The 19,229-nt window shown below is 39.8% G+C and carries 19 protein-coding genes; 5 read left to right on the top strand and 14 right to left on the bottom strand.

Translation table 11 applies throughout. The annotated features are described in order from the left end of the window. Positions 1 to 19: 19 nt before the first annotated feature. Positions 20 to 1,684 carry a DUF6044 family protein gene (locus RTR43_RS00945; protein WP_312468995.1) on the bottom strand — a complete coding sequence of 555 codons (1,665 nt, stop codon included), beginning with the start codon at positions 1,682 to 1,684 and terminating at the stop codon, positions 20 to 22. Between the two features lie 258 nt (positions 1,685 to 1,942). Between RTR43_RS00945 and RTR43_RS00940 the strand changes: the two genes are divergently transcribed. Both RTR43_RS00940 and RTR43_RS00935 read left to right on the top strand, forming a co-directional pair. Continuing rightward, positions 1,943 to 3,211 (top strand): MFS transporter, encoded by a 1,269-nt coding sequence (locus RTR43_RS00940; protein ID WP_312468993.1) that lies wholly within the window; start codon positions 1,943 to 1,945, stop codon positions 3,209 to 3,211. 17 nt (positions 3,212 to 3,228) lie between these two features. Next, entirely contained in the window at positions 3,229 to 3,822 is a 594-nt protein-coding gene (locus RTR43_RS00935) for a winged helix-turn-helix domain-containing protein (RefSeq protein ID WP_312468991.1), read from the top strand. Positions 3,823 to 4,238: 416 nt separating this feature from the next. Here RTR43_RS00935 and RTR43_RS00930 read toward each other — a convergent pair whose 3' ends face one another. After that, positions 4,239 to 4,391, bottom strand: a complete 153-nt coding sequence (locus tag RTR43_RS00930) for an aspartyl-phosphate phosphatase Spo0E family protein (protein ID WP_264760447.1) — start codon at positions 4,389 to 4,391, stop codon at positions 4,239 to 4,241. Positions 4,392 to 4,603: 212 nt separating this feature from the next. Between RTR43_RS00930 and RTR43_RS00925 the strand changes: the two genes are divergently transcribed. Continuing rightward, a complete protein-coding gene (locus RTR43_RS00925; RefSeq protein ID WP_312468990.1) occupies positions 4,604 to 5,590 on the top strand; it encodes a potassium channel family protein in 987 nt (328 codons plus the stop codon). A gap of 110 nt (positions 5,591 to 5,700) precedes the next feature. Here RTR43_RS00925 and RTR43_RS00920 read toward each other — a convergent pair whose 3' ends face one another. From RTR43_RS00920 to yugI, 5 genes are all read right to left on the bottom strand, one after another. Next, entirely contained in the window at positions 5,701 to 7,050 is a 1,350-nt protein-coding gene (locus tag RTR43_RS00920) for a glucose-6-phosphate isomerase (RefSeq protein WP_312468989.1), read from the bottom strand. A gap of 242 nt (positions 7,051 to 7,292) precedes the next feature. Then, complete coding sequence (locus tag RTR43_RS00915; protein WP_312468988.1) at positions 7,293 to 8,456, bottom strand: iron-containing alcohol dehydrogenase; 1,164 nt, start codon at positions 8,454 to 8,456, stop codon at positions 7,293 to 7,295. 108 nt (positions 8,457 to 8,564) lie between these two features. Further along, positions 8,565 to 9,830 (bottom strand): Glu/Leu/Phe/Val family dehydrogenase, encoded by a 1,266-nt coding sequence (locus RTR43_RS00910; protein WP_312468986.1) that lies wholly within the window; start codon positions 9,828 to 9,830, stop codon positions 8,565 to 8,567. Between the two features lie 72 nt (positions 9,831 to 9,902). Further along, complete coding sequence (locus RTR43_RS00905) at positions 9,903 to 11,102, bottom strand: ornithine--oxo-acid transaminase (RefSeq protein WP_312468985.1); 1,200 nt, start codon at positions 11,100 to 11,102, stop codon at positions 9,903 to 9,905. A 156-nt stretch (positions 11,103 to 11,258) separates the two neighbouring features. Continuing rightward, positions 11,259 to 11,657: a S1 domain-containing post-transcriptional regulator GSP13 gene (gene yugI, locus RTR43_RS00900; RefSeq protein WP_312468984.1), complete on the bottom strand. Its 399-nt coding sequence runs from the start codon at positions 11,655 to 11,657 to the stop codon at positions 11,259 to 11,261. Positions 11,658 to 11,972: 315 nt separating this feature from the next. Between yugI and RTR43_RS00895 the strand changes: the two genes are divergently transcribed. Then, on the top strand, positions 11,973 to 12,203 hold the full coding sequence (locus RTR43_RS00895) for a helix-turn-helix domain-containing protein (RefSeq protein ID WP_396954506.1): 231 nt from the start codon (positions 11,973 to 11,975) through the stop codon (positions 12,201 to 12,203). Between the two features lie 170 nt (positions 12,204 to 12,373). Here RTR43_RS00895 and RTR43_RS00890 read toward each other — a convergent pair whose 3' ends face one another. Next, positions 12,374 to 12,637 carry a DUF1871 family protein gene (locus RTR43_RS00890; protein WP_312468982.1) on the bottom strand — a complete coding sequence of 88 codons (264 nt, stop codon included), beginning with the start codon at positions 12,635 to 12,637 and terminating at the stop codon, positions 12,374 to 12,376. 133 nt (positions 12,638 to 12,770) lie between these two features. Here RTR43_RS00890 and RTR43_RS00885 point away from each other — a divergent pair, with 133 nt between their 5' ends. After that, positions 12,771 to 13,703 carry a MalY/PatB family protein gene (locus RTR43_RS00885; protein ID WP_312468981.1) on the top strand — a complete coding sequence of 311 codons (933 nt, stop codon included), beginning with the start codon at positions 12,771 to 12,773 and terminating at the stop codon, positions 13,701 to 13,703. Positions 13,704 to 13,880: 177 nt separating this feature from the next. Here the strand turns inward: RTR43_RS00885 and RTR43_RS00880 are convergent, their stop codons facing one another. From RTR43_RS00880 to RTR43_RS00855, 6 genes are all read right to left on the bottom strand, one after another. Further along, entirely contained in the window at positions 13,881 to 14,258 is a 378-nt protein-coding gene (locus RTR43_RS00880; RefSeq protein ID WP_312468980.1) for a PH domain-containing protein, read from the bottom strand. A gap of 80 nt (positions 14,259 to 14,338) precedes the next feature. Then, positions 14,339 to 15,751, bottom strand: a complete 1,413-nt coding sequence (gndA, locus tag RTR43_RS00875) for an NADP-dependent phosphogluconate dehydrogenase (protein ID WP_312468979.1) — start codon at positions 15,749 to 15,751, stop codon at positions 14,339 to 14,341. 313 nt (positions 15,752 to 16,064) lie between these two features. Beyond that, entirely contained in the window at positions 16,065 to 17,279 is a 1,215-nt protein-coding gene (locus RTR43_RS00870; RefSeq protein WP_312468978.1) for an alanyl-tRNA editing protein, read from the bottom strand. Positions 17,280 to 17,550: 271 nt separating this feature from the next. Then, positions 17,551 to 17,886: a hypothetical protein gene (locus RTR43_RS00865; protein ID WP_248734698.1), complete on the bottom strand. Its 336-nt coding sequence runs from the start codon at positions 17,884 to 17,886 to the stop codon at positions 17,551 to 17,553. A 202-nt stretch (positions 17,887 to 18,088) separates the two neighbouring features. Then, positions 18,089 to 18,643 carry a superoxide dismutase family protein gene (locus RTR43_RS00860; RefSeq protein ID WP_312468977.1) on the bottom strand — a complete coding sequence of 185 codons (555 nt, stop codon included), beginning with the start codon at positions 18,641 to 18,643 and terminating at the stop codon, positions 18,089 to 18,091. Between the two features lie 286 nt (positions 18,644 to 18,929). Further along, positions 18,930 to 19,139, bottom strand: coding sequence for a hypothetical protein (locus RTR43_RS00855; protein WP_248734700.1), 210 nt, complete (start codon positions 19,137 to 19,139; stop codon positions 18,930 to 18,932). Between the last annotated feature and the right edge of the window lie 90 nt (positions 19,140 to 19,229).

Below are 19,229 nucleotides of genomic sequence, written 5' to 3'. Positions count from 1 at the left end.
TGTTAAAAACCCCCGATGTCTACATAGTCTTATATAAGTAAATTTTCCAGGCAGAAGTTTTTGATTCGAATATCTTTTCGAGCGCTAGTTTATTTTCCGCTGCATTATCGATTGGAATAGCCGAAAAAATATAACGACCACCCATTTCCTTAAACATATCCGTATTCAACTCTAAATTTTTCAAATGGCGTTTGGAATCCTTTTTGATCATATATCTTTTTCCAACTTGTGCTGTAAAAATGTAACAGCGCCCTCCCCATTGATCGAAATATTTGCGAATGGTTTTATTTTTCGCTAATTCCTTTTCAATTATTTTCCTAAATTGATGTTTATAGCTTAATGGATAGAAATTATTGTAGGTATCTAGTGTGTAAAAGCCGTTATACTGTGAGACAGCCGGATGGATTCCAATACTAGCGACCCGATACTCCTCCTGCTTTAATCCGATATGTTCTTTTATTTCTTGAAATAATGGCTCAGCGAAAAATTCTTTGACCGTTGGTTTTTGCCGATAAATAATTTCGTCATTAAACAACCCCAAAAGGAGAATTTGCAACACCATAAGCCATTTCGCTGTTCTAGCCAAACTTTTTCCCTGGAGAAAAATAATTTTTAAGGCTAGGGCAAAGCTCGCATAAATAACAAGCGGCCTTAAAAAGTGATAGCGAGCAAAATTAAAGGTATCCATAAAATGAAATCTTTCCGTTAACGGGAGCCAGCCCTCATAAAACCAAAAGGCATACCATAGTGACAATACGATATTTAATCCAAATAAAAACACAAACAACTTTTCTTGCTTCCACAGCCTTTTCCAAAAGACAAAATAAATGGCGATGAAGGTGGCTGGCAAAATAAATAAGGTATGTACGGTCATTACATGGGTATGTCCTAATAGATAATTTTTGATAGAAAGCCGAACAGAGTTCCAAAAAGGAAGTTCCGCGTGAAAATACTCATCCCGGCTATTTGGCTCTCCCTTAAATAGAAATGAAAAAACTAATCGATATTCCACTATCATAAAAATAATTGACATATAAGCAATCGAAACTAAAAAACGGAGATTCCAACCTCTTCCCCTGAGACCATCCATCAGCCAAAGAATCCCCATAGCTGTTAAAAAGAAGAAAAAGCCTAAAACAATACTTGCATAAAAAGGCAGCAAGGTGAGCACCAAATAATCCTTCCAGGATGCCTCTCGATTTCGAATGTTGAGAAAAGCCCAGAGTGCGAGCGGAATCCCTAATGTACTCAGCATCCCCGACGGCCAAAATGGCGTTAAGGCAAAAGCAAGTGCACTCCCAATTTGCATGAACAGCCAGTTCTCACCAGGAAGAACATGTTTTTTTAACAATAAATACATCCCGAAAAATGCGACAATTCTTGTCATTGCCTGGCTTAGGGCATAGGCTGTCATCGTCGGAAAGAGAGCATACAACCATACAATAATGCTATATTCAGTCCCAAAGGCATTTCTGGGCAGCTGTCCATTGATGATTTGCGGTATGATCCCCTCTACACCACCAAACATTTCCCCGCTTCTCGCTAATACCTTATACCACGCCAAGTTTGAATCCAAATTATCATGAACCCGGATATGAGCATTCTCCTGTAGAATAAATAGCGGAGAAAGATAGACCGCTAAAACAATGAAAGCGAAAAGGATGTATCGCTTCTCTTTTTTCATCTGTATAACCACTCTTCTACACCTCAAAATCTTTTTTTCAAAAGGGCACGTCCGTTATAAATTTTGCTTACTTGTTGGAAATTATTCCTTTTCTCACAAAATCAGCAAAAAAATTAACATTATTTAGGAAGAAATCTAATTTTTAACTAAATAGGCGATTCCAGTATTTACATTCGCTAAACTCCCTGTTAAAATAAATTTAATCATTAAAATAAATTTTAACGAATAAATAAATTTTAGTGAAAGAGAGTGATGATCATGTTTAAAATTCTTCATAACCGGAACTACCTCCGGTTTTGGCTAGGACAAATCGTTTCTCAATTAGGCGACGGATTCACGAGAATTGCGATTGTCTATCTGGTTGCGACATTGACAAAGGATCCACTTGCCATTGGTTTAGTCATATTCGCCCAGCTTCTTCCCACTGCTTTCTTTGGGATTTTCCTAGGTCCATTAGCCGATAAGTATAACCGGAAATGGTTAATGGTAGGGGCAGACTTCTATCGGATGGTGATTGTCTTCTTAATGATCCCCTTCCATCACTCAGCAACAGCCCTCATTATCTTAATTGCTTTCCAAGGACTTGGATCTGCCCTGTTTGATCCGGCACGCTCCTCGTCGATACCTGACATTATAGGGGAAGAAAATATCCAGCAGGCTATATCTCTGTCACAATCGACTAGGGCGGCAATGGATATCATCGGACCTTCTATTGGAGCATTATTAATGATGACAAACAATTACAACATTATTTTCGCCATTGATGCGGTAACCTTTGCCCTTTCTGCACTGTTCATCCTCTCGTTACGCAATCTTGGTAAAAATAAATTTGCACATGCTTCTTCGTCTGAATCCTACTTCTTGTCAATTAGATCAGGTGTTAAAGAAGTTGTCGGAATACCAGCCCTACGCTTCTTACTTATCCTGATAATTCCCATTACCCTTGTCTGTGGAATATTAAATACAAATCTTATAGCCGTTCTTACCAATAAATTTCATGTTTCTGCCTTTCATTTTGGCTTTATGGAAGCTGCTACAGCAGTTGGTGTCATTGTCGGTGCCGGCATTGCCGCTCCCGTTGCCCTTAAGAAATTTAAACCAAGTACCATTCTTTTACTTGGTACTGCCGCCATCGGAATTTTGATGGTATTAATTATCCCGTTGGATGGATTCCAAATACTTTACGGCGTCCTTCCTGTCTACATTTGGAGTATAATGGTAGGAGTACTGAACGCATTTTTAAATGTTCCATTGAATAGCATATTTTTAAAAGTCACACCTGCAGCCTTTAGAGGCAGAGGCTCATCATTACTTGGAATTACAGCCAGCACCTCCTCCATCATCGGAATTTTGTTTGGAGGATGGTTATCGAAAGAAATCGGAGTTTTATATGGAACAGCCATCTCGGGAGCCCTGCTTGTTATCGTGGCCGTATTTATGCCCTTACTAAAGGGGTATAAAAGCCTATCGAATAACAATCAAGCTGAATCTATTTCTGAAACACAACAGCCGGCTACCGTTAATTAATCTTGGGGGAAAGTTTTATGAAAAAAATCGATGATATAGAAATAGCCAAAATGATGTTAGATGTTAGAAAAAGAAATATTTTAGACATTGCCAAAGAACCTGTTACCGTCAGCCAAATTGCCGAGGAATTGAATGAGAAACAATCGAGGCTCTATTATCATGTCAAAAAGCTGGAAGAAGCAGGGATGCTAGAGCTAGTAGAAACTCGTCAGCACGGAAATTTAATTGAAAAATATTATAAAAGATCGGAAATAGCGGGGCAAAGGTTTGAGTTTACTGAAGCCTTATTAAAGGAGCATCATGGAACCATGATGGAAGAAATCATGAATTTACTTCAACCAGGCTTGAAGTTGCTTGAGTCAGAGCTAATAAAGGGGCAACCAGGCTTTGATAAGCAAGTGAATTTAATGATTAGTCTGCCCACTTTGACAGGAAAAGAATGGGAAACATCACAAGGGAGAATGTTTAGGTCGATTCGCGAACAACCTGATCAACAGGAAACCTTCGAGGATTCAAGCCTGCCAAACCTGAGTGAGGAGCAGCTAAATAAAAAATCAAAATATGCTTATATTATGCTGAGCTATCGGGTTGATGACGCGAATGATGACTAATAAGAAAAGCGCAAGCGCCCTGGTCAGCGACGTAAGGGCTGGACTGAACCGACTGAGATAAAGGAAACACGGTGAGCGTTAGCGAACCGATGTTGACTTATCGTAGGGAGGTGAGGGAAGCACTCTAGTCGCTAGGGCGCTGGAGCTGGATAATTCTCAAAGTCAAAAATTTTATGCTTTCTTATCTTGTAAAAAAAACCTTCCAATATTAATTTGGAAGGTTTCAGGCTGTCGAAAAACCTTCGACAGCCTTTATTTTTTTATATCAATTTAATATATCACCGCGTTAATTCATTATAATTTTATTAATGTAACATGTCTGTTGATTTGCGCTCCAGTCGCTTCGCTTTCCGCGCGAGTACCCGGAGCGGAAATCAACAGGCCAGTTAGCAGGGCAAATCCATTATAAAAAATGATTAATGCTTTACGTTTTTATTATTATAAACATTTAAAAGGGAATCGAGTTTTTGGCTGCATTGTATAACATTTGGATTAGAATATCCGTAAAGAAAAGCTAAATGAATCATTTCCAACCTCGTTTTTTCAATATTCAACAACAGTGAATTCATCCGAGTTTCCATTCTTCATCCCTCTTTCCGTATTGTAACTATTACTATGTTATTAACCATAATTTATTAGTTTTTACAGTGAAAAGCAAGTAGTTGCTAGGAAAAAAATAAGTATATTTTATGAATATTTTCCTAGTAAAAAAATACTAATTCATGATTATCAGATAGATCTTTCGTCCATAATATTTAGGACGAGAAATGAGGTGACGGTCGTGCCAGATAGAGTTTATATAAGCTTTTTACGATTGCCGCTCCTAGTTCGCATTCTATTACTCGCAATTCTAGTATTTCTAACATTTGGTATTACCATTCACTTTTTAGAGCCCGACACCTTCCCATCGATTTTCGATGGCATTTGGTGGGCGATTATTACCGCCTCTACAGTGGGCTATGGTGATTATGTTCCCCATTCTTTCTTGGGTAGACTGACTGCGTTATTTCTAATATTACTTGGTGTCGGCCTTGTCTCTTCCTATTTTGGCACTTTAGCGGCAGCTGCGGTTACCAAACAAGATGCCTTTTCCGAAGGAAGAATCCCCTTTAAGGGGACCGGTCATATCATCATAATCGGCTGGAACGAGAGGTCAAGAGAATTAATCGGTAAGCTGACCAGTGTTAAATTTCCAGAGATGATTGTCTTGATTGACGAAACACTCGAAGCAAACCCGGTTAAATCGAGATTTGTTCATTTTATTAAAGGAAAAGGACATGTTGATGAAACGATTATCAAAAGTGATATCCAACGTGCAGAGAAGGTACTTATTACAGCCGATCGGGGTAATGATGAGCTCCAGGCCGATATGAATAGTATTTTAACCTTGCTCACGATTAAAGGCTTATGCACTCAAGTAAAATGTATTGTAGAAATTTTAACGGCTGATCAGGTAATTAACGCCTTAAGAGCAGGCGCAGACGAAGTGATTCAATCCAATAAATTGACGAGCGTTTTTATGGTAAACAGTTTGCATTCCAATGGAGATGGTCTTTTATCAAACGTTGTCCATCAATTGCAGGAAAGTAGATTGATGGATATTGGAGTCAAAGAAGCAGACATTGGAAAAGGTTTCAGAGAAATGTGCCAGGAATTGTTAAACAAGGACTTCCTCCTAATTGGGATCAAAAGAGGGGAGGAAACCATTCTTAATCCTGCCCATTCATTTCAAATTGAGGAAAACGATCAGTTATTACTATTTAAATGAGACCAATACCCTTCTGTAATTTAATCTTGGAAAGGAATTGGCCTACCCGGTAGTAATTAGAAAATTAATAAAACGAGTGCTGACCATGATAATCAGCACTCGTTTTTAAGTTATTTCAAGCGTTTTTCAAGCTCCGCTTTCTTCTCTTCAAATCCAGGCTTGCCTAATAAAGCGAACATATTAACTTTATAGGCTTCCACCCCTGGCTGATCGAATGGGTTGACGCCAAGTAGGTATCCGCTCATCGCACAGGCTTTTTCAAAGAAGTAGGCAAGATAGCCAAATGTATATTCATCCATTGCTGGAATGGTAACAATTAGATTTGGTACACCACCGTCTGTATGGGCAAGCATGGTCCCTTCAAATGCTTTATTGTTAACGAAATCAATGGTTTGTCCAGCTAGATAATTAAGACCATCTAAATCATTTTCCACAGCTTCAATCTTTAGCTCGTGGCGAGGTTTTTCCACCTTAATAATGGTTTCAAACAAATCGCGACGTCCTTCTTGAACATATTGTCCAAGTGAGTGGAGGTCAGTCGAAAAGTTGGCGGAAGATGGATAAATTCCTTTTTGGTCCTTCCCTTCACTTTCACCAAACAACTGCTTCCACCATTCAGAAAAATATTGCAACCCAGGCTCATAGTTAATCAGCATTTCGATTGTTTTCCCTTTATTGTAAAGTGCATTTCTTACGGCTGCATATTGGTAGGCTAAGTTATCTTCAAGCTCTGAATGGCCGAAGTCTTCTTGCGCTTGGGACGCACCTTCCATCATTTTTTCAATGTTTGCCCCGCTAGCGGCGATTGGCAGTAAACCGACTGCCGTTAAAACTGAATATCTACCGCCAACATCATCTGGGATGACAAAAGTTTCGTAGCCTTCTTCGTTGGATAATGTTTTTAAGGCTCCTTTTGCTTTGTCTGTTGTAGCATAAATTCTTTTACGCGCCTCTTCATGACCGTATTTTTCCTCAAGCAGCTTGCGGAAAATACGGAAGGCAATCGCTGGTTCTGTTGTGGTACCTGATTTAGAGATGACGTTGATGGAGAAATCCTTTCCATCAAGGAGTTCGATACAATCGCTCATATAAGATGAACTAATATTGTTTCCAACAAAAATGATTTGCGGTGTCTTCCGTTTTTCTTTAGAAAGTGCATTATAGAAGCTATGCTGCAGCATTTCAATGGCGGCTCTTGCCCCTAGGTAGGAACCACCAATCCCGATAACAAGTAGAACATCGGAATCAGCTTTGATTTTTTCAGCAGATTTTTGAATGCGTGAGAATTCTTCCTTATCATAGTTGGTTGGTAGCTCAATCCAGCCTAAAAAGTCGTTGCCTGCACCTGTTTTCTCATGTAATGAATGGTGGGCAACCTTTACAGCATCCCGTAAATATGTAAGTTCATGTTCTCCAAAGAAGCTCAAAGCTTTCGAGTAATCAAAACGAACGTGTGTCATGAATGATCCTCCATAAATTTATTTTTCACTACCCACTTTATCGAATGATGAAGGGATTATCAAGGATGGCCCCTCTTGTAAGCGTACCCATTTTCAGCATTTTTTTTACTTTTTTAGTTTTGTCTATTTTTCACGTAATTTTTCCTATTTTTTAAAGGTGTTATGTTTAAATATACATTTTTTACTAAATTCATTAGAAAAATAAATACAAAACTCGGGCAGCTAATGCCCGAGTCTCTCCATTATAATGATGCCCGATAAATCTCTAAAACATCTTCACGATTTAATTTGGTAAAAGTGCCAAACTCACCGTTCGCCATCGCTCTTTCAGCCATTAGCTCAAGCTTGCTGTCATCAATATTATAATCAGCTAGCCGAGCTGGTGCGTCAATGCTGTTCCAGAACTCTCGTAATTTTCTAATTCCTTCAAGTCCCGCTTCTTCCGCACTTTTCCCTTCAGGGTCAACCCCAAACACCCTGACTGCAAGCTGCTGGAAGCGTTCTGGTTTCACGCTTAGGTTATGCTCCATCCAGTGTGGGAAAAGGATAGCCAGTCCGCCGCCATGAGGAATGTCATAGACAGCAGATACCGCATGCTCAAGGTTGTGGGTCGCCCAATCGCCGTGATAACCCATATTTAGAATACCATTTAATGCCATAGTTCCGCTGTAAAGAATCGTAGCCCTCTGTTCATAGTTTTCAAGGTCTGCCAGCAATTTTGGCGCTGTTTCCATTACAGTTATAAGTAACGATTCACACATCCGATCCTGAAAATCGGTATTTTCCTCTAGGTGAAAATAATGTTCCAGAACATGTGACATCATATCAACAATTCCATAAATCGTTTGATCTCGAGGAACCGTATAAGTATTAACTGGATCTAAAATTGAAAATTTCGGGTATGTTACGCCACTTCCCCAACCGTATTTTTCATTTGTTTCCCAATTGGTAATCACCGAGCCAGCGTTCATTTCTGAACCAGTTGCGGCAAGCGTCAATACGGTACCAAATGGCAATGCTTCACGAGGAAATGCCTTTTTAATAACCAAATCCCAGGCATCACCGTCATATTTAGCACCGGCTGCAATTAGCTTCGTGCAGTCGATGACACTTCCTCCGCCAACAGCTAGAAGGAATTCAATGCCCTCTTTTTTACAAATTTCCACACCTTTTCGGGCAGTTGAAATACGAGGATTCGGTTCCACTCCGGAAAGTTCGAATACTTCCACACCGATTTCATGTAATAATCCAGTGACCTTTTCATAAAGGCCGCTTCGTTTAATACTTCCACCGCCATAAACAAGTAAAACTTTTTTCCCGTAAAGAGGTACTTCTATTTTCAATTGTTCAAGCTGACCTTTTCCAAAAATTAATTTTGTCGGATTCCAAAAAGTGAAATTTTGCAAAATAAACACCTTCCTTTTCATTCTCCATTATTATGGATAATCTGTAAATTTGCAAAAAACTTGATTAAAAAAAGAAATCCCGGCATCATTTGATGATGCAAGGACTTCTTATACCCATCCCCTAAACAAGGATGCCTCTGCTATTTTTCTTACACCTACCATGTAAGCGGCTAAGCGCATGTTAACGTTTCGGGTTTGGGCCAATTCATAAATATCATTGAAGGATTTGACAAGCTTGATCTGTAATTTTTCCGCTATTTCCTCTTCATTCCAATAATAGCCTTGAATATTTTGTACCCACTCAAAATAAGAAACAGTGACACCGCCTGCCCCGGCTAATACATCTGGCACTAGCAATATATCGCGCTCTGTGAGTATCCTTGTTGCCTCTAGCGATGTAGGTCCATTCGCTGCTTCTACTACAATACTAGCTCTAATGTTACCGGCGTTTTCAACTGTAATTTGATTGGATACTGCAGCTGGCACTAATATATCACAATCCTTCACGAGCAGTTCTTCGTTTGTTATCGCACCTTCGAATAAAGTAGTGATCGTGCCAAAGCTGTCACGACGTTCCAGCAGATAATTAATATTTAACCCATCCGGATTATAAATGGCCCCATAAACATCAGAAATCCCAATAATTTTCGCACCGGAATCATGCAAAAACTTGGCGATGTTACCGCCGGCATTTCCAAATCCTTGGATAATCACACGAGCCCCTTTTATTGGCATTCCTCGTTTTTTTGCCGCTTCTTCAATACAAATGGTTACACCTTTTGCACCAGCGGTTTCGCGCCCTTCAGAACCTCCAAGCACAAGTGGCTTACCTGTAATAAAGTCGGGCGAGACATTTTGGCGAAGACGGCTATATTCGTCCAACATCCAAGCCATAATCTGGGCATTGGTATACATATCTGGTGCCGGGATATCCTTTGTTGGTCCGACAATTTGGCTGATTGCTCGAACATAGCCGCGGCTTAAACGTTCAAGTTCACCCGATGACATCGTCCTCGGGTTACAGATAATACCGCCCTTGCCTCCCCCATAAGGTAGATCCGCGATCCCACATTTCAGGCTCATCCACATCGATAAAGCCTTTACTTCTTCTTCATTGATTTGGGGATGAAAGCGGACACCACCCATTGTCGGTCCAACCGCATCATTATGCTGGGCACGGAAACCTGTAAAAACCTTAGTAGAACCATCGTCCATACGAACAGGGATCCTGACGTTGATCGTTCTTAAAGGTTCTTCTAATAAATGGTACATATCTTGGTTGTAGCCAAGTTTTGTTAATGCATCGTGAATAACAATCTGTGTTGATGTAAGAAGGTTTAAACTCTCTTTTCCATCTCCATCAGTAGTCCCCATTTTGGCACCCCTAGTTTTTTACATTTACCCTACATTTACTGGCAGTAGATCCCCACTGATTAAAACTTCATTTTAACCCAATACTTTGTTTATCCGCTCAATTGCCCAATCAAGTTCTTCCTTTGTGATAACAAGCGGCGGCGCAAACCGGATCACCGTGTCATGTGTTTCTTTACATAAAAGTCCATAGTCTTTTAATTGCTCACAATATTTACGGGCATCTTCCGTCAGCTCCACACCAATAAACAAACCGCGGCCACGTACTTCTTTAATGAGCGGATTTTTAATCTCTGTTAATTTACTGATAAAATACTCCCCGAGCTCTAACGATTTGTCGGCAAGTTTTTCATCAACAAGTACATCAAGAGAAGCAATCGAAACAGCACACGCCATCGGATTTCCTCCAAATGTTGAACCGTGGGAACCTGGATTAAATACGCCTAAAACATCCCGATTGGCTACGACACAAGAAATTGGGAACACACCGCCTCCAAGTGCTTTTCCAAGGATATACATGTCTGGTTCAATACCTTCCCACTCACAAGCAAACATTTTTCCTGTACGCGCCAAACCTGCTTGAATTTCATCAGCAATAAACAGGACATTATTTTTCTTACAAGCATCAAAGGCTGCCTTGATAAAACCTTCAGGTGGAATGACAATTCCTGCTTCTCCCTGAATCGGTTCAATTAAAAATGCTGCCGTGTTTGGAGTAATGGCTGCTTGTAAGGCCTCTAAATCACCATAAGGAATAAGCTTAATTCCTGGAAGCATTGGCCCAAATCCACGTTTATATTCAGCGTCAGACGATAATGAAACCGCTGTCATGGTTCTACCGTGAAAATTTCCGATACAAGCAATAATCTCTGCTTGGTCTTCAGCGACACCTTTTACATCATAGCTCCAACGCCGTGCTGCCTTAACTGCTGTCTCAACAGCTTCCGCACCTGTGTTCATTGGCAGAACCATTTCTTTATTCGCTAATTGACAGACTTTTTCGTACCATATTCCAAGCTGGTCATTATGGAACGCACGTGAGGTTAATGTAACCTTATCTGCTTGATCCTTAAGTGCCTGAATGATTTTTGGATGGCGATGACCTTGGTTAACAGCGGAGTAGGCACTCAGCATGTCCATGTATTTGTTGCCTTCAGGGTCTTCCACCCAAACACCCTCAGCACGTGAGATGACAATTGGCAGTGGATGATAATTATTGGCACCATATTTCTCCGTTTTTTCAATTAATTCATTTGTATTAATGTTTGTTGGCATAAATCATTCCTCCATTTCATTCCTAAGATATGTATAGACAATTCTATTGTAGCCGAGCCTGAATAAAGAATGAACACTTCCATAAAACTTTTTTTTAAAAATAAAAAAAGCCTAGTCCCTACTACTTCAATAGCAGGTCCCAGACTTCTAATGGCATTATTTTTTAATTTCCTCACGCTGTGATTGGTCAATCCATTCTTGGAGCTTATCTTTTAATGTGTTAAAACCTTGCTGACCTTCAGCTTCAGGAATAATTGCAGCTGCTTGGCGCTTGCGCGGCTTCTTAGCTTTAGGCGCTTGTTGGACAGGAGCTTCTTCTGTAGCACGAATCGAAAGGCCAATTTTCCCGGCACTTTCATCCACAGATAACACCTTAACGTTAACTTCATCTCCGACCTTAAGATGTTCATTAATATCTTTAACATAACCGTGCGTGATTTCTGAAATATGCACTAGCCCTTGTGTAGATTCATCTAGTGCTACGAACGCTCCGTAAGCTTGAATTCCCGTTACCTTACCTGTTAAAACACTGCCTATTTCTATCTTTTCTGTCATGAAAACACTCCTAAGTAAATGAATTATTTATCCCTTATATACGCATTAAAAGATTATATCACAATATTTAGGATTAAGCAAAAAAGCTTGTCACAAGAAAAGCGGAAGCCCCCGATTAGTGGCGAAGGAGCTAGACATTTCTCAAAGTTCTCTGATATAAAATTCTGATTGTCTAAGAAAACCAAGTTCTCCCGATATGGATCAGAAATTCATCAGAACTTCTTAACAAATTGTTCACAACAGGAATAATAAGATCAAACTATCTAATGATATACTAATAGTGAGTAACTATCCTTTCTAAGAGAGGTGACCAGTATGAATTCAATCGGCCACACTATTAAAACTGTCCGTGAAATGCGTAATATGACCCAGCAGGAGTTGGCACAAAAGGTTAGAGTGGGAACACAAACGATCGAGAAATATGAAGCTGGGGAACAAATTCCAAGCAGTCAGACCATCTTAAAATTGTCCACTGTTCTTGATATCCCTGCATCAGAGTTATTACAGCACAACCAGGTTCATACAAACTCCTCACCTAACGATTAATGTCCCATAATAATGAAGCTTGCAAAGCGGTAGAGTGTACCGCTTTTTTTATTTTTTTCTAAGTCTTGAATAGAATAGTAAAAAATTGGCTAACCTTATAACATAAAGCTTTCTAGGATTCCCCCCTTTTTGAAGTGGACAACCATAATTGGTATGTCCGCTTTTTTTCATTAAATCGAGCAAGATTCGTTCGCTTTGATGAATAATAAATCATCGGCCATTTTTAAGCAGTGGCGCATCGGAATTATTTTTTCAAATGAAAATTCATATATCGTTTGGATTCTCTTGGCCAATTTACCAGCATCATCAAGTTCATGGATGGCTTGGATCACATCAGCAATTTCCGTTTCATAGCTTCCATTTTTCAAATCAAAGGGATTCCATTCATTTAAAACATCAACGTACTGCAAATTATTTTGAATTTCTTTTCTCATCGTTTAGCTCCTATTATTTTCACATTTAATGAAAATATTTTATCATAAGAATAGACAGCATTAAAAATTACAGGGGTGAAGGTATGTCGATATTTAATGAGAAGATTGACCGTTTAAAGACGTCATCAGTCAAATGGGAGTTAACGAAGGAAATCTATGGAGAAGAAGATTTTACTGCAGCGGTGTTGTTCAAGCAATCAGTGCCGCAATCCAAACGTTTACCAAAGAGGGAGACCGAGTTTTACTACAATCGCCGGTCTATACCCCATTTTTCGAAATGATTAATAAAAACAACCGGACAGTGGTGAATTCGCCGTTAACGCTCGTAAATGGAAAATATGAGATTGACTTCGTCCGCTTTGAAAAAGCTTTACAAGAAGGCTGCAAACTTTTCATATTATGCAGTCCGCACAATCCTAGTGGCAGAGTTTGGACAAAAGATGAGTTATTAAAAATTGGTGCGTTATGCTTAGAATACAATTGTCTTATTCTTTCCGATGAAATTCATTCCGATATAATTTATAAAAACTTTCAACATCAACCAATAGCTTCTTTAAGCGACGAACTGTCTGAACGTGTGATTACCCTTATTGCCCCAAGCAAAACGTTTAATCTCGCCGGATTGCAGGCCTCAGCAGTTATTATCAAAAACGAGAAATTACGAAGCCAATTTAATGAAACGTTAAAACGACAAGGATTTTTCACAATAAATACATTTGGCATTATTGGGATGGAAGCGGCATACCGTGAAGGTGAAGCATGGCTCGAGGACCTGATCGATTATTTACAAGAAAACAAAGAGTTTGCCTTCACATACCTAAGGGAGCACCTGCCTGAAATTAACTGCATCGAACCGGAAGGAACCTATCTCCTATGGCTTGATTGCAGAAAACTAGGTTTAAGTGACAAAGAATTACACAATTCTCTTATCCAAAAAGGGAAACTGGCACTCGAACCAGGAACTAAATATGGACCTGGCGGTGAAGGTTTTCTCCGCATGAATATCGCCTGCCCTAAAGCGGATCTATTAGAAGGGCTGGAGCGATTGAAAAAGGCTCTAAAATAAGTAAAAAGACGGGCTTATTGCTCGTCTTTTTCATGAGATAAGAAAGTATAAAATTTTCGACTTTGAGAATTGTCCAGCTCCAGCGCCCAGCGGCTAGTGTACTTCGCCCTTTTCCCTACAATAAGTCAAAGTGCTCCAGTCCATACGCCGCGCAAAGGAAGCTTGTGCTTTTCTTATTTATTTCAATACGTATTCAGCTAAAACACTTTGAAGCTCATAAATATTTAAGTTTTTGTTAAATTGTTTTTGCAAAGGAAGGGCATTTCCGGAGATCCAAATCTTCAGTTCCGCTTCTAAATCAAAGTTACCGTTCGTTTCAATACTGAAATGGGTGATGCTTTTATAAGGAATCGAATGATACTCCACCTTTTTCCCCGTTAACCCCTGCTTATCTACAAGGATTAAGCGTTTATTCGAAAAAATAAACAGGTCGCGGATTAACTTATACGCTTTTTCAATACTCTCATTTGGTGCAAGTATTCTCGCAAATTCCCTTTGAACCTCGGCGGCATTAATCTCTGAGGCATTACCCATTAAGCCATCTAAAAATCCCATTTCACTCACCCTCTCACTCTTCTTATTCGATTATACAAAATTACCCAATTAAAAACCAGACTCTGGATTTGACAGGTCCATTATTTTTCCAACCATTCTGTGTGGAAAGTACCCTCCCGATCAACTCTTTGATACGTATGAGCCCCAAAATAATCCCTTTGGGCTTGGAGTAAGTTGGCAGGTAGGACCTCTGAGCGGTAGCTGTCATAATAAGCAAGGGCACTAGAAAAGCCGGGCACAGGTATTCCAGCTTTGATAGCAATCGAGACTACTTCTCTTGCTGCATCCTGATAATCGGCGACAATCGTTTGAAAATAGGAATCCATTAATAAATTATCCAAGTCTGGATGACGATCGTAGGCATCTTTAATATCTTGCAAGAAGGCCGCTCGAATAATACAGCCTCCGCGGAAAATCATTGCTATTTCTCCCGGTCTTAGATTCCAATCATATTCTTCAGAAGCCTTTTTCAATTGAGCAAAGCCCTGAGCATAAGAAATGATCTTACTGAGGTACAAGGTTTTTCGAAGCAACTCGATAAAATCCTTCTTATTACCGTCAAATTTATTGTTTGATGGGCCCCTTAATACTTTACTTGCACGCTCACGTTCATCCTTCATCGCCGACAGAAAGCGGGAGAAAACAGATTCGGTAATAATCGACAGCGGCACAGCTAAATCAAGGGCACTTTGACTTGTCCATTTTCCGGTTCCTTTTTGTCCAGCTGTATCAAGAATGACATCTACTAACGGCTTACCTGTTTCAGGATCTATTTTTGTAAAAATATCGGCTGTAATTTCTATTAAATAACTATCAAGCTCCCCTTGATTCCATTCCTTAAACACTTCATGAAGCTCCCCTGTAGTCAAACCAAGCAGTGCTTTCATTATATGATAAGCCTCACAAATTAATTGTATATCGGCATATTCAATGCCGTTATGCACCATCTTTACATAGTGTCCTGCACCATTCGGACCAATATATGTACAGCATGGATCTCCGTTCACCTTGGCAGAAATAGCCGTTAACAGGGGTCCTACCGCATCATATGCTTCCATTTGTCCGCTTGGCATGATAGACGGGCCAGTTAATGCACCCTCTTCTCCTCCCGATACTCCTGCACCAATGAATAAAATTTCCTTTTCAGCAAGGTCCTTATTCCTTCGTATCGTATCTTGATAGTAGCTGTTTCCGCCATCGATGAGTATATCACCTTTTGCTAAATAGGGAAGCAGTGATTCAATTGCTTTATCAGTAATTACTCCGGCATTAACCATTAGTAATATTTTTCGCGGACTTTCTAATGATTGGACAAATTCTTCAATATTTGTCGTTCCAACTATTTTTTTTCCTTTATTTTGTTCTAAAATTTCATTAACTTTCTCTGCTGATAGGTCGTACACTGAGACCGGGAAGCCCTTGCCTTCAAAATTTAATGCCAAACTTCTTCCCATTACTCCAACTCCGACGACCCCTACTTGTTGTTTTTCCAATCTAAACCATCCCTTCAAGGTGTAAAAAAAATTTCAATATAGCTATATTATATATGAAATTTTTTAAAACTACTCTTCGATGAACCTAGAATCCTTTTAAAAATATCTAGATCTTAAAAAAATGGGTGAGCGGTGACTCCCTATCTATTAAGGTTTATGGCCGAATTTATGAACTAAGGAACGAAACTCCTATTATGATTTGTTAAATGAAAACTCGCAGATTAGTTAGTCCGATAGGTCGAAGACAGAGGCGTAGTTGAATTTATCCTTTCCTTTTAGCTAAAAACTGGCCTCCAGATTTGGAGGCCAGTTTTTAATTTACGCTATGTAGCAATTGTTCTAACATATGCCGACCTGTCAGCAATGTTTCGCCACCCCCCTGGGCAAATGAGTCATTTCCTCCCCCCTTTCCATTTATAAGAGGAAGAGCAGAACCAAGTACCGTTTTCATATTTTCCGAGCGGGCTTGTCCCCTGGCACAAACGAGCTGGAGGCGATTTTCATTTTCGGAAACGAATAAAACCAATGTTTGTTCCTCTTCTGAGATGATGGTTCGAGCCAGTTTCTGAAGCTCTTGAATCGTCCGATTTTGAAACACTTCACTCACAATCTTGTTCTTATTTTTATCTAGTAAATCTCTCGCTTCATATTTCAGCAATTGGTCTTGATAGGTTTCCAGTTCCTTTTCCAGTGTTTTTCCGTTCTCAATCATCCGTCTTACCGCCTGTTCCATCCCTAGTTCTGGAGCATTTAACTGCTTCGTTAACTCAAGCAGCACTCTTTGCTTCTGACCAAATTGGGTCAAAACCCGTTCACCGCAGATAAATTGGACACGGATGTTTTTCCGTTGCCTTTCCCAATCTAATATTTTTATCGCCCTTACCTCACCAGTTGCCTTCGGGTGGGTCCCGCCACAGCCGTTAACATCAAAATCAGGAATAATCACTAGCCTGATGTTGTCTTTTACTTTTGTTTCTTTTCGTAATGAATAGAGGGACATCTCCTCCTCATTTACCCATTTTGTTTCAATCGGCCGATTTTCCAAAATCATTTGATTGGCGAGCTCTTCTACCCTCTTAACCTCACGTTCAGATAATGCGTCAGTCTCTAAATCAATCGTTACGATTTCTTCACCTAAGTGAAAGCTGACCGTCTTATAATCGAATAATTGTTCAAAAGCCGCAGAAAGAATATGCTGACCGGCGTGTTGCTGCATGTGATCAAATCGCCTTTTCCAATCAATCACAGCACTTATTTCTTTATCCTTGTCAATTAATGGCTCCTCAAGGTAATGGCGAATTTCCCCTTCGATTTCTTCAACATTTACGACCATTCTATTTTCGATTGTTCCCAGGTCGTAGGGTTGTCCACCTCCAGTCGGATAAAAGGCGGTTTGATTTAACACCACATACCAATTTCCTGCGGTGTCCTGCGCTTGCTTTTCTACCATCGCTGAAAAGGTTGTGATGTAAGCATCCTGATAATACAGTTTGTTTTCCATTGTCTTTGCACTCCTATTTGTTTCCATTAGTATTTTACATGCTTCTATTTTCGTTAATACTGTACGATAAATCAAGGAAACTGAATGATAAAAAAATTAAAACCTGCTCCTTCAGTTGAAGGAACAGGTAGCTTGACCGGTAAAGTGAAACTTCGATCAGTGTTTTTTTCCAACTCACAGTGATTGTTGGTTGAACCAATCAGGCTTTTACGGGCGGCTGATATCCCACTTATCCTTTTTAGTTCCTTCACAGTCTTGAAGCAGGGCTCTTACTGCCCGTTAATGTGGGAGAAAAAACTTACTTCTTTTCTTTTCTCTGCCCATATGGCATCGTCATTTGACCCTGACCGGTTTGTGGAAACCCACCCATTCCTTGAGGGAAACCGGTTTGTGGAAAACCGCCCATTCCGTATGGATAGCCACCATGGTGATAATGCCCATGATGTGGGTACCCCCCCATATGAGGATGACCAGTGTACGGGTACCCTCCCATTTGTGGATAGCCTGTATGTGGATAACCACCCATTTGTGGATAGCCGCCAGGCATTTGTGGATAACCGCCCGGCATTTGTGGATAGCCCATTTGTTGACCAGGTTGCCCTTGGAAACCGCCCGGCATTTGTCTTTCTGTCATGAAATCGCCTCCTAAAAGTCTCATGATAGTGTATGTCTGCTTATTTGGATGAGCATAGATTTTCACCCATGTAAATTGAGATTCTTTCCAAATTTAAAAAAATAGGCAAAAAAAATAGAACCAGCAAATGGTTCTACATCTTATAAATTTATTTTCACTTAATTTGTAACAAAAATTAAAGGCGCTACGCATCAGTTAAAGCCTATTTGTTTTCATCCTGAGCTTTCCTTTGTCCTGCTTTATTTTTATCTTTAGAAATTTCACCACAGGCAATTCGCTTACCTGAATCCCCTGCCGGCTGGGTCATGCCATCATCCTTTGATTCATCAACGACAATCGAAGTACCCTCTTTTGTTAAAAGTGATTTTTTTCCTTCCTTTAACGTGACATTTGGTGCCATTAAGTCCGCCTTAACCGACCCGTCATCGTCTACTATTAAATTCGGTAGGTCACCCGCATGAGCACCCTTTGGGTGCAAAAGTCCATGCTCCTTCTTTTCAGGATTAAAATGGTTCCCGGCAGATTTGAAATCTGGTGCCATACATTTTCCCTTTTCGTGAATATGGATCGCGTGTTCCCCAGGAGACAGCCCCTTCAAATTCACGGTCATTTTAACACCGCTGGACTGTTCAGCCATTTCTACCGTCCCGAGTGAATCTCCGACTGCATTAAACATTTCAACATTAATCTTTTTGATGTTCTTTTCCATACAGCCTGTCAGCATAAGTAGCGGAATCATCATCCAGGTTTTCTTCATTGGTATTCCCCCCACTAAAGACAATTTGCCTTTAGTATAAACCAACCAAGATTGCGCTATTCAATGTTCGATATGGTACTAAAGAATACACAATGTAAATGCTGACTCTCGTTACCAACTACTTTGAAACTATTATTAATTAAAGTACCAACCTAATAAAGGCGGTGAGAGCAGAGCTCGACTTCACATCTTTCGTCTAGTGAAATGGGTATTTCACTTTAACTGGTTAAAGTGATTCATTTTTGCGGCGCTCCGCCCCTTTTCCACAAAAAAAGAACAGTTTTTTTTAACTGTTCCGTTGTGTATGATCTTGATTTTTTAATTGTTCTTCAAATTCCTTTGCCTTTTGTGCCTCACGTTTTGAAACTTTTATGATGAAGCGCATCGTAAACACTGCACCAATCATAAAAATGGTCAGACTAATCACGGCTGGAATATATTCTGATTTATCTTCTGGAAAGTATAGAAACATGGATAGTACGGATGGTAGAAACATTTCTTTTCTCCCTTTCTTTAAAGGAACTACTCAAGTGTTAATTATAGCAACAAAAAACGTTTCATACCAATGAATCATTCCGAGACCATT

This window comes from Neobacillus sp. (genome assembly GCF_031988165.1).
Taxonomy (GTDB): domain Bacteria; phylum Bacillota; class Bacilli; order Bacillales; family Cytobacillaceae; genus Neobacillus; species Neobacillus rhizosphaerae.
This window is presented reverse-complemented; position numbering and strand designations above follow the sequence as displayed.

Bases quoted from the DNA above. Each gene is read 5' to 3' on its own strand.
- RTR43_RS00945 (WP_312468995.1), bottom strand. From the start codon at position 1,684: ATGAAAAAAGAGAAGCGATACATCCTTTTCGCTTTCATTGTTTTAGCG.
- RTR43_RS00895 (WP_396954506.1), top strand. From the start codon at position 11,973: ATGAATTCAATCGGCCACACTATTAAAACTGTCCGTGAAATGCGTAAT.
- RTR43_RS00880 (WP_312468980.1), bottom strand. From the start codon at position 14,258: ATGGGATTTTTAGATGGCTTAATGGGTAATGCCTCAGAGATTAATGCC.
- RTR43_RS00930 (WP_264760447.1), bottom strand. From the start codon at position 4,391: ATGAATTCACTGTTGTTGAATATTGAAAAAACGAGGTTGGAAATGATT.
- RTR43_RS00940 (WP_312468993.1), top strand. From the start codon at position 1,943: ATGTTTAAAATTCTTCATAACCGGAACTACCTCCGGTTTTGGCTAGGA.
- yugI (WP_312468984.1), bottom strand. From the start codon at position 11,657: ATGACAGAAAAGATAGAAATAGGCAGTGTTTTAACAGGTAAGGTAACG.
- RTR43_RS00935 (WP_312468991.1), top strand. From the start codon at position 3,229: ATGAAAAAAATCGATGATATAGAAATAGCCAAAATGATGTTAGATGTT.
- RTR43_RS00870 (WP_312468978.1), bottom strand. From the start codon at position 17,279: ATGGAAACAAATAGGAGTGCAAAGACAATGGAAAACAAACTGTATTAT.
- RTR43_RS00905 (WP_312468985.1), bottom strand. From the start codon at position 11,102: ATGCCAACAAACATTAATACAAATGAATTAATTGAAAAAACGGAGAAA.
- RTR43_RS00885 (WP_312468981.1), top strand. From the start codon at position 12,771: ATGGGAGTTAACGAAGGAAATCTATGGAGAAGAAGATTTTACTGCAGC.
- RTR43_RS00920 (WP_312468989.1), bottom strand. From the start codon at position 7,050: ATGACACACGTTCGTTTTGATTACTCGAAAGCTTTGAGCTTCTTTGGA.
- RTR43_RS00855 (WP_248734700.1), bottom strand. From the start codon at position 19,139: ATGTTTCTACCATCCGTACTATCCATGTTTCTATACTTTCCAGAAGAT.
- RTR43_RS00860 (WP_312468977.1), bottom strand. From the start codon at position 18,643: ATGAAGAAAACCTGGATGATGATTCCGCTACTTATGCTGACAGGCTGT.
- RTR43_RS00890 (WP_312468982.1), bottom strand. From the start codon at position 12,637: ATGAGAAAAGAAATTCAAAATAATTTGCAGTACGTTGATGTTTTAAAT.
- RTR43_RS00910 (WP_312468986.1), bottom strand. From the start codon at position 9,830: ATGGGGACTACTGATGGAGATGGAAAAGAGAGTTTAAACCTTCTTACA.
- RTR43_RS00865 (WP_248734698.1), bottom strand. From the start codon at position 17,886: ATGACAGAAAGACAAATGCCGGGCGGTTTCCAAGGGCAACCTGGTCAA.